This window comes from Hylemonella gracilis, from assembly GCF_004328645.1.
GTDB classification, from domain to species: Bacteria; Pseudomonadota; Gammaproteobacteria; order Burkholderiales; family Burkholderiaceae_C; genus Hylemonella; species Hylemonella gracilis_B.
In genome coordinates this window covers 1,368,106-1,381,832 of the sequence record NZ_CP031395.1, presented here as the reverse complement: position 1 = coordinate 1,381,832, position 13,727 = coordinate 1,368,106, and the positions used below count along the sequence as shown (strand labels likewise).

14 protein-coding genes and 1 tRNA gene are annotated in these 13,727 nt (G+C 64.4%); 7 read left to right on the top strand and 8 right to left on the bottom strand.

Annotated elements, in window-relative coordinates:
* The first annotated feature begins 13 nt into the window (after positions 1–13).
* The 4 genes from DW355_RS06560 (at position 14) to DW355_RS06545 (ending at position 2,704) form a co-directional block, all read left to right on the top strand.
* Positions 14–958 carry a prepilin peptidase gene (locus DW355_RS06560; protein WP_131278635.1) on the top strand — a complete coding sequence of 315 codons (945 nt, stop codon included), beginning with the start codon at positions 14–16 and terminating at the stop codon, positions 956–958.
* Positions 959–963: 5 nt separating this feature from the next.
* Positions 964–1,635, top strand: coding sequence for a dephospho-CoA kinase (gene coaE, locus DW355_RS06555; RefSeq protein ID WP_131278633.1), 672 nt, complete (start codon positions 964–966; stop codon positions 1,633–1,635).
* Positions 1,636–1,713: 78 nt separating this feature from the next.
* Positions 1,714–2,469 (top strand): cell division protein ZapD, encoded by a 756-nt coding sequence (gene zapD, locus DW355_RS06550; RefSeq protein WP_131278631.1) that lies wholly within the window; start codon positions 1,714–1,716, stop codon positions 2,467–2,469.
* Positions 2,470–2,485: 16 nt separating this feature from the next.
* Positions 2,486–2,704, top strand: coding sequence for a DNA gyrase inhibitor YacG (locus DW355_RS06545; RefSeq protein WP_131278629.1), 219 nt, complete (start codon positions 2,486–2,488; stop codon positions 2,702–2,704).
* A 32-nt stretch (positions 2,705–2,736) separates the two neighbouring features.
* On the opposite strand, the gene DW355_RS06540 is transcribed toward DW355_RS06545, so the two are convergent.
* A complete protein-coding gene (locus DW355_RS06540; protein ID WP_131278627.1) occupies positions 2,737–3,696 on the bottom strand; it encodes a helix-turn-helix transcriptional regulator in 960 nt (319 codons plus the stop codon).
* An 89-nt stretch (positions 3,697–3,785) separates the two neighbouring features.
* Here DW355_RS06540 and DW355_RS06535 point away from each other — a divergent pair, with 89 nt between their 5' ends.
* Both DW355_RS06535 and DW355_RS06530 read left to right on the top strand, forming a co-directional pair.
* Positions 3,786–4,394, top strand: a complete 609-nt coding sequence (locus DW355_RS06535) for a glutathione S-transferase family protein (RefSeq protein ID WP_131278625.1) — start codon at positions 3,786–3,788, stop codon at positions 4,392–4,394.
* Positions 4,391–4,918, top strand: a complete 528-nt coding sequence (locus DW355_RS06530; protein ID WP_165493137.1) for a hypothetical protein — start codon at positions 4,391–4,393, stop codon at positions 4,916–4,918. Before DW355_RS06535 ends, DW355_RS06530 begins: the two co-directional genes overlap by 4 nt.
* A gap of 85 nt (positions 4,919–5,003) precedes the next feature.
* Here the strand turns inward: DW355_RS06530 and DW355_RS06525 are convergent, their stop codons facing one another.
* From DW355_RS06525 to DW355_RS06505, 5 genes are all read right to left on the bottom strand, one after another.
* Positions 5,004–5,417, bottom strand: a complete 414-nt coding sequence (locus DW355_RS06525; RefSeq protein ID WP_131278622.1) for an NUDIX domain-containing protein — start codon at positions 5,415–5,417, stop codon at positions 5,004–5,006.
* Between the two features lie 85 nt (positions 5,418–5,502).
* Positions 5,503–6,384: an ATP-binding protein gene (locus tag DW355_RS06520; RefSeq protein WP_131278620.1), complete on the bottom strand. Its 882-nt coding sequence runs from the start codon at positions 6,382–6,384 to the stop codon at positions 5,503–5,505.
* Between the two features lie 15 nt (positions 6,385–6,399).
* Entirely contained in the window at positions 6,400–7,644 is a 1,245-nt protein-coding gene (argJ, locus tag DW355_RS06515; protein ID WP_131278618.1) for a bifunctional glutamate N-acetyltransferase/amino-acid acetyltransferase ArgJ, read from the bottom strand.
* A gap of 114 nt (positions 7,645–7,758) precedes the next feature.
* Positions 7,759–10,503, bottom strand: coding sequence for a preprotein translocase subunit SecA (secA, locus tag DW355_RS06510; RefSeq protein ID WP_131278616.1), 2,745 nt, complete (start codon positions 10,501–10,503; stop codon positions 7,759–7,761).
* A 171-nt stretch (positions 10,504–10,674) separates the two neighbouring features.
* Positions 10,675–11,790: a M23 family metallopeptidase gene (locus DW355_RS06505; protein ID WP_131278614.1), complete on the bottom strand. Its 1,116-nt coding sequence runs from the start codon at positions 11,788–11,790 to the stop codon at positions 10,675–10,677.
* A gap of 104 nt (positions 11,791–11,894) precedes the next feature.
* Here DW355_RS06505 and DW355_RS06500 point away from each other — a divergent pair, with 104 nt between their 5' ends.
* Complete coding sequence (locus DW355_RS06500; protein ID WP_131278612.1) at positions 11,895–12,215, top strand: hypothetical protein; 321 nt, start codon at positions 11,895–11,897, stop codon at positions 12,213–12,215.
* 93 nt (positions 12,216–12,308) lie between these two features.
* Here DW355_RS06500 and DW355_RS06495 read toward each other — a convergent pair.
* Positions 12,309–12,384, bottom strand: a tRNA-Thr gene (locus DW355_RS06495).
* A 155-nt stretch (positions 12,385–12,539) separates the two neighbouring features.
* Positions 12,540–13,649 (bottom strand): porin, encoded by a 1,110-nt coding sequence (locus DW355_RS06490; RefSeq protein WP_131278610.1) that lies wholly within the window; start codon positions 13,647–13,649, stop codon positions 12,540–12,542.
* Positions 13,650–13,727: the final 78 nt, after the last annotated feature.

Below are 13,727 nucleotides of genomic sequence, written 5' to 3'. Positions count from 1 at the left end.
GGAGAGGCACGTGATGTTAGGCATCACCGCGCCAGACGCGGGCTTTGTCGGCGCCTTCGCGCTGCTGGGCTTGTTGATCGGCAGTTTCCTCAACGTGCTGGTGCACCGTCTGCCCCGCATGATGGAAAGGCAGTGGCGGGCCGAGGTGGCCACGGCGATTCCGGCGGATTCCCAACCCCTCACGCCGTCCCGGCCGCATGAGCCCGCACTCTCGTTGCTGAGCCCGCGCTCGCACTGCCCGCACTGCGGCCATGTGCTGCGCTGGCATGAAAACATTCCCCTGCTGAGTTACCTCGTCTTGCGGGGGCGTTGTTCGGCCTGCCATGGGGCCATCGGTGCGCGTTACCCCCTGGTGGAACTGGGAACGGCCCTGCTATTCGCTTGGTGCGCGGCGCGCGCGGGCAGCACGCAACTGCCGACGGCGCTGGCCTGGTGCGGTTTCTGTGCCGTGCTGCTGGCCCTGGCCCTGATCGACCGGGATACAACCCTGCTGCCCGACAGCCTGACCCAGCCCTTGCTGTGGGCCGGTCTGGGCGGGGCGGCACTCGGCTGGACCGGGACGGCGTTGGTCGATGCCTTCTGGGGCGCGGCCATCGGCTACCTGAGTCTTTGGCTGCTGGCCACCAGTTTCCACTGGGCCACCGGCCGCGAGGGCATGGGACACGGTGACTTCAAGCTGTTGGCCGCGCTCGGGGCCTGGTTGGGCTGGGCGGCCTTGCCGCCCTTGCTGCTGCTGGCGTCCAGCCTCGGCGCGCTGGTCGGCCTGGTGCTGCTCGGGCGGCAACGGCGCGCATCGGCGCGCGCCACGGACGAAGAGCCCGAGAAGGAAGCGCCGCTCTACATCCCCTTCGGACCGTTCCTGGCTTTCGCGGGTCTGGCGCTCCTCGCACTGGGACACGGTGTATTTTTTGCTGCCCTGGGGCTGAACCTGGGGGATTTCGGGCCCGTGCTGAAATAGCGGCCATGCCCCCTACACCCCCTCCCTCTGTCGGTGCCACACGGCCCTCGCCGTTGCGCCTGGGTCTGACCGGCGGCATCGGCAGCGGCAAAAGCACGGTGGCCGCCCTGTTGGCGGCGCGGGGTGCCGTGGTCATCGATGCCGACGCAATTTCCCGCGAAACCACGGCACCGGGCGGCGCCGCGATCGACGCCTTGCGCGCAGCCTTTGGCGCGGAAGCCATCACGTCGCAAGGTGCGCTGGACCGCGCGCGCATGCGCCAGCAGGCGTTCGCCGATCCAACGGTGCGCCGGCGACTGGAAGCCATCGTGCATCCGCTGGTACAAGCGCAAACCGAGGCAAGAACGGCCACGGCCATCGCCAAGGGCGCGACCTGCATCGTTTACGACGTACCCTTGCTGGTGGAGTCCAGCTGGGTCAAACGTGACGACGGCCGCCGCCCCTGGCGCGAACAGCTGGACCGCGTCTTGGTCGTGGATTGCACGCCGGCCACCCAGATTGCACGCGTCATGACGCGCAACGGGCTCACGCGCGCCGACGTGGAGGCCATCATCGCGCAACAGGCCCGGCGGGAACAGCGCCTGCAAGCCGCCGACCACGTGATTTGTAACGAAGGTATCAGTGTGAGCGAACTCGAGTCACAGCTGGTCGATTTGGCGAGACTGCTCGGCTTTTGACACGGTATTTGCCCGCAGTGCGGGTCGTTCTGGCCGATTGCCGGGCTATGATTGCCCGCAGAGTCCGCGCCCACTGATGTGATCACTTACGAATACCCCTTCAACGAACGTATACGGACCTACCTCCGACTGGAGAGTCTGTTTCGCCGCCTGCTCGAGCTGGTCGCGCGCGAAGAAGCGCTGGACCACCATTACGCGCTCGCCAGCCTGTTCGAGGTGATGGAGGTCGGCATGCGCTCCGACCTGCGCGCCGAAGTGCTGCGCGACCTCGAAAAGCAAAAGCAGATGCTCAATGGCTACCGAGACAAGCCCGGCATCGCGCAGGCCGTGCTGGACGAGGTGCTGCAACAGCTCGACGAAAGCTACGGCCAGCTCACCAGTCTGACGGGCAAGACCGGCGCCATGCTGATGGAGAACGAGTGGCTGATGGGCATCCGCAGCCGCATCAACATTCCTGGCGGAGCCTGCGCCTTCGACCTGCCCGCCTACTTCGCCTGGCAGAACGAAAGCGCGGAACGCCGCCGCGCCGACCTGCACCGCTGGATCAGCCCTCTGACTCCGCTGGCCGCCGCCATCACCCTGCTGCTCACGCTGCAACGCGATTCAGGGGTGCCGCAGAAAGTGCTGGCCAACGGCGGCCAGTACCAGCAGGCCCTGCCACAGGGCCGCGCCTTTCAATTGTTGCGCTTGGTGATCGACCCCGCCTTGGGGCTCATCCCCGAGATCAGCGGCAATCGGTTGATGCTGTCGATCCGCCTGATGCGCAAGGACGACAATGACCGGCTGCACGCCAGCACCGAGGACACGAGCTTCGAGCTGACCCTCTGCGCCTGAGCCGCAGCCATCCGCGATGAATCCGCAACCGAGCGATACGCCGCCACCGCCCCGCGTGGTCCCTTGCCCGCGCTGCGGCGGCGACAGCCTCTTCGCTCCCAGCAATCCTTATCGGCCTTTCTGCAGCGACCGCTGCAAGAAGGTGGATCTGGGCGCCTGGGCCAGCGAGAGCTTTCGCGTGCCGACCGAAGCACCACCGGAAGACGAGCAGTACGGCGACCCGCGCCTGCAGTAAGCAGAAAGAGGCGGCACGCCCTAGGCCCAAGGCTAAGTCCGCGTGCAACGCGCGGCCCGCTCTCCGACCGCGCGCAGTCTGTCCTTGAGTGCGGACGGCATCAGCACCTCGAAATCCACGTCCAGCGCCAGCAGCCAGTACACCAGCGGGTCGAGCCCGTGCGCGCCCCAGTCCAGCAAACAGCGCTGGTCGTCCAGCGGCTGTAGCACGCCAGCCGAGGGCGGAATGCGGCGCACCATGACTGCATGAGGCGCATGCAGCACCACGCGCGCCTGCTCGGGAAAAGGTGCCACTGCCAGTGAACGCGACACGTAAGCGCGCAGATCACCGCCTTCGGGCCCGGCGCGCGGCGCGAAATGCGCGCCCACCGCGGGCTCGCCCACGATGCGATCGAGACGAAAGGTTCGCCAGTCCGCGCGCGTCAGGTCCCAGGCCACGAGATACCAGCGCTGCCCCGTGTGCACCACGCCCTGAGGCTCCAGCCTGCGCATGGCGCTGCGCCCGCGGATGTCGGTGTAGCTCAGTTCCAGCCGCAATTGGTCGCGACAGGCCACCGCCAGCGTGGCCAGTAGCGTGGCGTCCACGATGGGGCCGGTGCGATCCAGGGGCAGGATGGCCGAGCGCAAGGCGTCCACGCGGCGGCGCAAGCGCACCGGCATGGCCTGCTCCAACTTGACCAATGCGCGCAAGGCCGGCTCTTCGATGCCGCCCACCGCGCCCGCCGTCGCCGTGCGCAAGGCGATCGACACTGCAAGGGCCTCCTCGTCTTCGAGCAGCAGGGGTGGCAAGGCCTGGCCTGCCCGGAAGGCATACCCACCCGCGACGCCACTGCTGGCGTGCACCGGATAACCCAGTTGGCGCAACCGGTCGATGTCGCGCCGCAGCGTGCGCGGATGCACGGCCAGACGCTCAGCCAGCTCGGTGCCGCCCCAATGGCTGCGGGTCTGCAGCAGGGACAGCAGACGCAGCAGGCGGGAGGAGGAACTCAGCATGAGCCTGACTTTACCTTTTATTGAGGGCCGAAACTGTCCGCAATAGAACCTACAGTGCGGGCACCTTAACCACCCCCAAGGAGCTTTCCATGTCCATCGTCCTCTACTGGCACCCGATGTCCAGCGCCACCCCCATCGCCTGCGCCCTGACCGAGCTGGGCGTGCCGCATGAGCGGGTGAAGATCGACATCCACACCGGCGAGCAGCGCCGCCCGGGTTACCTGGCGCTCAACCCCAACGGCAAGGTCCCGACCCTGACCGTGAACGGCGCCCCCATGTTCGAAGCCTTGGCTATCCACTTGTGGCTCGGCCACAGCTTTGGCGTGGAACGCGGGCTGTGGCCCAAAGGCGGTACGCCCGAACACCTGCAGGCCATGTCCTGGTGTACTTGGTCCTACGTCACTTACGGCGCGGTGCTCGTGCGCCTGCAGGTCGCGACACAAGGCGAGGAAGCGCTGCGCCACCCGGTCCATGCCGACACTGCCCGGCAGGGGCTCAGCCAGTTGCTGGCCCTCCTGGATGCGCGCTTGGCCGCGCAACCCTGGATGCTCGGGGCGGACTACTCGCTGGTTGACCTGGTGGTGGGCTCTGTCATCGGCTACAGCGTCTACATCGGGGCGCCGGTGGATGCGCATCCGCACGTCAAGGCCTGGCTGACGCGCGTGCAGGCACGTCCAGCGATGCAGATCAACGCGTGAACGGCGGCGAGCGATGTCTCGCGAAGATTAAGATGCGCACACCGCCCTGGGCGTGCAAGGGTCGCCCAGCGGTTTCAACCAATTGGAGTAAAGGGATGATGCGTCACAAATTCTGGTCTGTGCTCGCCGCAGTTTCCGCAGCGCTGCTGCTGCCAATCGCCTCGGTGCACGCGACCGAAACCCCCGAGGGGGAACTGGCTTTCAGCATCAATGTGCCGTCCGACCAACTGACTGTCCAGGATGTGCATAAGGTGGTTGTCATGGCTTCCATGGGACGCGACTGGAACATCAAGGAAGACAGCGAAGGGCGCGTGGTGATCTATCTCAACCATCGCGGCAGCGAAGCCACCGTCACCTATCTGATTTCGGACAAGCAGATTCAGGCCTACTGTGTCGGATATCGCACTTACAACCTCGGGACGATCAATGAAAACAGAACCCCCAGCCAACCCAAGGGATGGCTGGGCAATCTGAACCGGGACATCACCAAGGGGCTGCAGCAGGCCGTCTATCTGAAGAAGTAATGATCCCCCGCCGCACACGGCAAGTGCGTGGCGGCCTCTTCGTTTAACGGCTTGCCTACAACCTTGCGGGGCAGCGCGCGCTGCGCTAGGCGCTGCGGGAATGCTCCGCTTCCAGCCAATCCAGCACCGGATAGGCCCCTGGCAGCACGGGCGAGACCGTGAGCGGGAAAGTCTGCCAGGCCATCTGCTGGCCTTCGCGCATCTCGAACTCGCCCGACCAGGCGCGCACCTTGCACCAATGCAGGCGCACCAAGGCATGCGGGTAGTCGTGCTCGGTGACTTTCCAGACCTCGGCGTCGGAGATGGTCACGCCGAGTTCCTCGATCAGTTCGCGCCGCAGGGCCTGGGCCACGGTTTCACCCGCTTCCAGCTTGCCACCCGGAAACTCCCAGTAGCCGGCATAGGGTTTGCCCTCGGGCCGACTGGACAGAAGCAAAGCACCGTCATCCCGGATCAGGATACCGACGGCGACCTCGGTGTGCTGGCGCGGTTCGCTCATGAGAACCGCCCAAGGGCAGTGAGCGTAACGGCCAGGCGCCCCTTGGGCGCGACGTGGACGGCAAGAAGCGAGGCGCGGCCCGTCGTCATGCGCCGTGCCGCCCAGCGTAATCACGCGCGAATTGGTAGGCCACGCGCCCGCTGCGCGAGCCACGCTCCAGCGCCCAGACCAGAGCCTCGGGCTGCGCCTGGGTGATGTCGGCCTCGCCGACACCGAAGGAGCGCAGCCACTGCGCTGCGATGCTCAGGTACTCGTCCTGGCTGAAGGGGTAGAAGCTGACCCACAGGCCGAAACGCTCGGACAGGGAGATCTTCTCCTCCACCACCTCGCCGGGATGGATTTCACCGTCCTCGCTGGTGGTGTAGCTGAGGTTGTCCTTCATGTGCTCGGGCAACAGGTGACGGCGGTTGCTGGTCACGTAGATCACGACGTTGGGCGTGGCTGCGGCCACCGAGCCGTCCAGGATGGACTTGAGCGCCTTGTAGCCACCCTCGCCGTCCTCGAAACTGAGGTCATCGCAGAAGATGATGAACTTCTCGGGCCGCTGCGCGATCACCTCGACGATGTCGGGCAAATCCACCAGATCGCTCTTGTCGACCTCGATCAGGCGCAGGCCTTGGTCGGCGTAGGCGTGCAGACAGGCTCGGATCAGCGAAGACTTGCCCGTACCGCGCGCGCCCGTCAGCAGCACGTTGTTCGCGGGCAAGCCGCGCACGAACTGTTCGGTGTTGCGCAGGATCTTGTCCTTTTGCGGCTCGATTTCCTTCAGGTCATCCAACTGCATGCGCCCGACATGGCGCACTGGCTCGATCAGGCCCTGGCCCGAACTGCGCTTGCGGTAACGGAAGGCGATGGACGCGGTCCAGTCCGGTTGCGCGAAGGTCCCCGCGGGCAAGGGCAGGACGGCTTCGACCCGGGCCAGCACCTGTTCAGCGCGCTCCAACAGACGTAGGAATTGCTCGTTCATGCGCCACCCGCCGTATCAGCTACGGTAGTCCGCATTGATGGACACGTAGTCGTGGCTGAAGTCACAGGTCCAGACCGTGTCCACGGCCTGCCCGCGCCCCAACACCACACGCACGGTGATCTCGCTTTGCTTCATCACACGTTGGCCGTCTTCTTCCCGGTAATTGGGATGACGTCCGCCCTGGACAGCCACGTGCACATCATCCAGGTAGAGATCGATGCCGCCCTGGTCCAGATCGGTGATCCCGGCATAGCCCACGGCCGCCAAGATGCGCCCCAGGTTCGGGTCGCTGGCATAAAACGCGGTCTTGACCAATGGCGAATGCGCGATCGCATAGGCAGCCAGACGGCATTCCTCGGCCGTACGGCCTCCCTCCACCCGCACGGTGATGAACTTCGTCGCACCTTCGCCGTCGCGCACCAGCGCTTGGGCCAACTGACGGGCCACGGCCAGCAACGCAGTCTTGAGCGCGCGACCTTCAGCGCTGTCCAGCGAGGTGATCTCGGCGTGCACAGCCTGATTGCTGGCGATCAGGACGAAGGAATCATTGGTCGACGTGTCACCGTCCACCGTCACGCGATTGAACGACCCTTCGGCCAGCTCAAAGGCGAGTTGCCGCGCGACGGTCGGGCTGAGCTTCGCGTCGGTGGCGAGATACCCCAGCATGGTCGCCATGTTCGGGCGGATCATGCCGGCGCCCTTGCTGATGCCCGTGATGTTGACGGTCGCACCCCCGATGTCGGCGCGCGCACTGATGGCCTTGGGCAGGGTGTCCGTGGTCATGATGCCTTCGGCGGCACGCAGCCATTGCGCGCCGGATGCGCCGCTCTTGGCATCGGCCAGGGCCGCGGGCAGGCCCGCGATGATGCGGTCGTGCGGCAGCGGTTCCATGATGACGCCGGTCGAGAAAGGCAAGACTTGCTCGCGCGCGACGTTCAGCTGCAGTGCCAGCGCATCGCAGGTTTCGCGCGCACGGCGCAGACCATCGGCGCCGGTGCCGGCGTTTGCGTTGCCCGTGTTGATCACCAAGGCTCGGACGCGGTTGCCGGCCTGGGCCAGATGCTCGCGGCAGACCTGCACCGGCGCGGCGCAGAAACGGTTCTGCGTGAACACGCCAGCCACCGTCGCACCCTCGTCCAGCAGAAAGACCGTCAGGTCCTTGCGATTCGCCTTGCGCACACCGGCTTCGGCGATACCGATGCGCACGCCCGCGATGGGCAAGAGTTCAGCGGGGTTGGGGGCGGAGAGGTTGACGGGCATGAGAAAACTCTTTCAGCAGAGAGGCATCGCTGCAAGTGGGCGCGCGCCGAACCAACTGAGCTCTTTCTCTGAAAGAGGAGATCCAAGCCGCACGCAGTGAGCGAAAGTCGAGGATCAGTTCAGCTTCCCGTGGCAGTGCTTGTACTTCTTGCCGCTACCGCAGGGGCAAGGATCGTTGCGGCCGACTTTGGGCACGGCCGCCACTGCGGTGGTGGCATCCAAGAGGGTCTCTGCCTCGCCGGTTTCCGTGGGCGCGGTGTAACGCACATTGCTCAGATGCTCGCCCTGCTGCTCCAGCGCCTCGGCGGCCTGGCCAATCTGTTCGCTGGACTGCACGCGCACCGTCATCAGCATGCGGGTGACGTCGTTCTTGATCGCATCGAGCAGGAGGCCGAAGAGCTCAAAAGCCTCGCGCTTGTACTCCTGCTTGGGCTGCTTCTGGGCGTAGCCACGCAGATGGATGCCCTGGCGCAGGTAGTCCAGTGCGCTCAGGTGCTCGCGCCAGTGCGTGTCAATGCTCTGCAGCAGCACCATGCGCTCGAACTGGGTGAACTGCTCGACCCCGACCAGATCGACCTTGCCCTTGTAGGACGCGTGGGCGGCGGCCAGCACCTGCTCCAAGATGTCCTCGTCGCTGATGGCTTCGGCCTGCTCCACGGTCTGGCGCAGGGGCAGTTGAAGCTGCCATTCATCGTGCAAGGCCTTTTCCAGGCCGGACAGGTCCCATTGCTCCTCCACCGAACCCTCGGGCACGTACTGGTGGACGAGGTCGGTGAAACAGCCTTCGCGCAGACCGGCGATCTGGGCCGAGAGATCGGGCGCGTCGATGATGGCGTTGCGCTGCTGGTAAATCACCTTGCGCTGATCGTTCGCCACGTCGTCGTATTCGAGCAATTGCTTGCGGACGTCGAAGTTGCGTGCCTCGACCTTGCGCTGCGCGCTTTCGATGCTGCGCGTGACGATGCCCGCCTCGATGGCCTCGCCCTCGGGCATTTTGAGGCGCTCCATGATCGCACGCACGCGGTCGCCCGCGAAGATGCGCATCAGCGCGTCATCCAGACTCAGGTAGAAACGCGAGGAGCCCGGGTCACCCTGGCGGCCCGAACGGCCACGCAGCTGGTTGTCGATGCGTCGGCTCTCGTGCCGCTCAGTGGCGATGATGCGCAGGCCACCCAGCGCCACCACTTTCTCGTGCTCTTCGCTCCACTGCGCACGCAGGGTCTCGATCTTGCGCTGCTTCGCAACTGCGTCGAGCGCCGGATCGGATTCAACGGCCTCGACCAGCTTTTCAACATTGCCGCCCAGCACGATGTCCGTGCCGCGACCCGCCATGTTGGTGGCGATGGTGATGGCCTTCAGGCGACCGGCCTGGGCGATGATGTCCGCCTCGCGCGCATGCTGCTTGGCGTTGAGCACCTGGTGCGGCAGCTTGGCAGCGTCCAGCAACTTGTCGATGATCTCGGAGTTCTCGATCGAGGTCGTGCCCACCAGCACCGGCTGACCTCGCTCATAGCATTCGCGGATGTCGGCGATGGCGGCCTGGTACTTCTCTTGCGTGCTCTTGTAGACACGGTCGAGCTGGTCCTGTCGGCGGCTGGGCCGGTGCGGCGGAATGACCACCGTCTCCAGCCCGTAGATTTCCTGGAACTCGTAGGCCTCGGTGTCGGCAGTACCCGTCATGCCGCCCAGCTTGCCGTAGAGACGGAAGTAGTTCTGGAAGGTGATGCTGGCCAGGGTCTGGTTTTCGGCCTGGATCTTCACGCCTTCCTTGGCCTCGACGGCCTGGTGCAGACCGTCGCTCCAGCGACGGCCCGTCATCAGGCGCCCCGTGAACTCGTCGACGATGACAACCTGCCCCTCCTGCACCACGTAATGCTGGTCACGATGGTAGAGGTGACGCGCGCGCAGGCCCGCGTTCAAGTGGTGCATCAGCGAAATGTGCGCCGGGTCGTACAGGCTCGCGCCCTCGGGCAGCAGGCCCGCCTGGGCCAACAGAGCCTCTGCTTTTTCATGCCCGGATTCGGTCAAGAAGACCTGATGGCTCTTTTCGTCCACCGTGAAGTCGCCGGGCTTGATGACACCCTCGCCCGTGCGCGGATCGGCTTCGCCTTCCTGGCGCGTGAGTTGCGGGGCGAGCTTGTTGATGGCCAGGTAGAGGGCCGTGTGGTCCTCGGCCTGTCCACTGATGATGAGCGGCGTGCGCGCTTCATCGATCAGGATGGAGTCCACTTCGTCCACGATGGCGTAGTGCAGGCCGCGCTGCACACGGTCCGCCGCCTCGTACACCATGTTGTCACGCAGGTAGTCGAAGCCGTATTCGTTGTTCGTGCCGTAGGTGATGTCGGCGGCGTAGGCGGCCTGCTTCTGCTCCCGCGGCATCTGCGGCAGGTTGATGCCGACCGTCAGGCCCAGGAAGTTGTAGAGCTTCTCCATCCAGCGCGCGTCGCGACCCGCCAGATAGTCGTTCACCGTTACCACGTGCACGCCCTGACCGGCCAGTGCATTCAGATACACCGCCAGCGTGGCCGTCAGCGTCTTGCCTTCACCGGTGCGCATCTCGGCCACCTTGCCTTGATGCAGGGCCATGCCGCCGATCAGTTGCACGTCGAAATGGCGCATCTTCATCACCCGGCGCGAGGCCTCGCGCACCACGGCAAAAGCCTCAGGCAGCAGTTTCTCGAGGCTCTCGCCCTGGGCGACACGCTGACGGAACTCCGACGTCTTGGCCTGCAGAGCCGTGTCGTCCAGTTGGGTCAGACCCGGTTCCAGTGCGTTGATGCGCGCGACCACGGCGCGGTATTGCTTGAGCAGGCGCTCGTTGCGGCTGCCGAAGATTTTGGTGAGGATGTTGATGCCCATGAACGCGACGCGTCCCGGCCAGCCACCGCGCCGCTTGGGCGGGACAGGCCCGGGACTCTTATCCGATGACCGATAGGTTGAATATGGAAGCCCGCCGCCCGCGTGCCAGGCCGACGGGCGCGGCTGAACGGCGCATTCTACCCGGCAGGTAGAGCACCACGCGCCGAGGTGTCAATGCGGGACCGGCTGAGCCGTGACGGGCGGAACCGCGAGCGCCTTGCCGCCCGCCTGGGCAGCTGCGGCATGGGCCGCGTCCAGATTTGCAGACTCCAACGGCGCGGCATCCGTGCCAGTCTCCATCACGCGCACCGGCCTGGGCGGCAAGCCGCTCGGCTGGATGGTGGCGGCGAAGCGGAGCTGCTGATCCAGCCGGCTGCGGCTGGCATTCATGAATTTATTCGGATCCTGGGGCACACCACGCACCAGCACCTCGAAATGCATGTGCGGGCCGGTCGAACGACCGGTATTGCCCGACAAGGCCACCCGCTGGCCGCGCTTGATCAGGTCACCCTTCTTGACCAGCAGCTTGGAGTTGTGCGCGTACCGGGTGATCAGGTCCTTGCCGTGATCGATTTCGAGCAGGTTGCCGTAATCGGGCCGCAGTTCGGACGTCACCACCACACCGCCCGCCGCCGCCAGCACCGGCGTGCCCAGCGGCGTCTGATAATCGATGCCCGTATGCAGGGCCGCGCGGCCCGTGAACGGATCGATGCGCCAGCCAAAGCCCGAGCCAAACCCAAACTCCACCGGATGCGAGGTCGGGATCATCATCGTACGCACCTTCTGCTCGAACAGACGCGACTCGGCCACCGCCATCATGTCCGTGCGCCGGCGCGTGGCACGCTCCAGATCGGACATGATTTTTTGCAGTTCTTGCATGGACAAGGGACGGCTGTCCAAGCCCTCGACCAAGGCGCCGCCCTGACCCGGCTTGGCGCGCACCTGAGCAGGGTCAATGCCAGCCATGCCGGCCACGCGCTCGCTCAGTGATTCCAGTTGCAGCAATTTGGCCTGCATCTCGCCAATGCGACGCGCCATCGCGTCCAGGTTGTCGCGCATGAAACGCTCACGCAGGGCCATCTCGTCCTGCACCATCCAGCGGACCAGGGAGCCGATCACCGGCCAGTTCTCGCGCGCCCCCTTCAGAAACACCCAGTGGTAGAGACCTGCGGCGGCCATCAGCAGCACAAGCATCGCGGTCACACCCGCGAGCAGCAGTTGCGTGCCGTTCAGATGGATGGAACGCCGCTTGGACACCCATGTGGGGTCCGTGATAATCACATGCATCGTCTTCCCTTTCCGTTGCGGGCCAGCTCAGCGCGCCAGGCTCTCAGCCCCGCAGCGACACCCCAGCATCAAGCCATTGGTATATCGGCAACCAGCCGCCCCGCATGAACGCCCATACGTCCCGCCAGCACCTTCCCCTGAGCCTGCAAGAAGCCGCCCAAGCGTCGCCGGTGCTGGCTCATTTGAGCGAACTCAGCCGGGAATCACAGGCCCGGCTACTGGCCATTCGACCGATATTACCAGCGGTGTTACATCCAGCGGTGCTGGCAGGCCCCATAGAGGGGCGCAATTGGTGTCTGATTGTTAAAAATAACGCAGCCGCCGCGAAAATTCGACAACTGCTGCCAGCCTTCGAAACCCGCCTGCGCAGCCAAGGCCTGCCGGTGGACAGCATCCGGATCAAGGTGCAATCGCCCGCCAATTGACCCAAGTTGCCCCGGAAAACAAAAAACCCGCCACGCCGGCAAACGGCGTGCGGGTTTCACAAAATGGATGGCAGCTGCTTGCGCGAATCTGCCTGGTGCCGCCTGTCGGATTCGAACTGACGACCTACCGCTTACAAGGCGGTTGCTCTACCAACTGAGCTAAGGCGGCACGGGGTGCATTCTAACTGTGCCGAGAACGTAGCATTCGTGGCATGCAGCCCACTGGCTTATATTGTTGACGGCCCCCAGAAACAAAAACCCCTGCCGCGTTGCCGCAGCAGGGGTTGAACTTCAGATCACAAGCTGACTTGCGTCAGCGGAGGATCAGAACTTAGTCATCAGACCGACCAGCGTCGTCGTCGCCTTCGGATCGCCATCAGCATCCGAGGTACCGGACACATAGCGCGCATAGACCGAAGTCATCTTGCTGAGTGCATAGTTCGCACCAACAGCGACTTGGCTGTACTTGTCACCGTCCTTCACTTCCGCCATCTGATAGTTGACACCCAGACTCAGAGCTTCAGACAGCGGCACGGTGGCCAGTACATTGGAGCCTGTGATTTCGGTGTCAAGATCGGCGATACCACCTTCAAGCTTGGTCTTGTTCATGCCCACGCCGAAGATTGCAAAACCAGCGTTGAACTGCAGACCGAAGCTGGTTTGGGTGGTCTTGGCGGAACCCAGCTTTTGCGCAGTGGTAGGGGCACCGGTCGTCCAGCCGCCCAGATCTTCATCCTTCGAATACATCGTCAAACCGGCATTGATCGGGCCAGCCTTGTAGAACAGGCCGATATCGGTCAGAGCACCTTGCGCCGGAACAGCGTCACCAGCAACATAACCACCACCTGCAGGAGCGGTGCCCAGTTCTTTGTCATCCGACTCAGGCACAAAGTTCACAGCCGCGCTGAAGCCACTGAAAGAAGGCGTGTCATAGCGGACAGAACCAGTGAAACGCGTCAGCGACACGCCCATCAGGGTGCTCGTGTCAATGAAGCTGGAGTTGCCACCAACATTGGAGCCGCCAGCGGAAGCACGGCCACCGTCCTTGGTACCAAACAGACCGCCACGCAGACCACTTTGGACCGACAGGCTCGGGGTATTGGGAGAACCGATCTTGATGGTACCGAAAGCACCTTGCAGGCCGGCGTACTTCTCGCCTCCATTGAACACGGTGGCAGCTTCGAACGGGCTGGCATCGATTTCCGCGAAGCCAAGAGCCTTCAAGCCGTCGCCCAAGTCTTCCGTAGCAGAGAAGTACAAGCCAGAAGTGCCAGAACCATCACGACCAACTTGTGTCGTCTTCACTTCCGTGCCGGCACCATTGTCAAAGCTGGACATGCGCAACGTGGTGTCAAACACACCAGTGATCGTCACGTCGGCCATCGCGCCAGCAGCAGCCGTCAGCGCAGCCACGGCAATCAGGGTCTTTTTCATGTGGAAAGTTCTCCAAAGGTTAAACAAGAGGTCCCAAGACTGGGTTCTTCAAGAGGCCGAAACAGCAGCAGGCGGTGA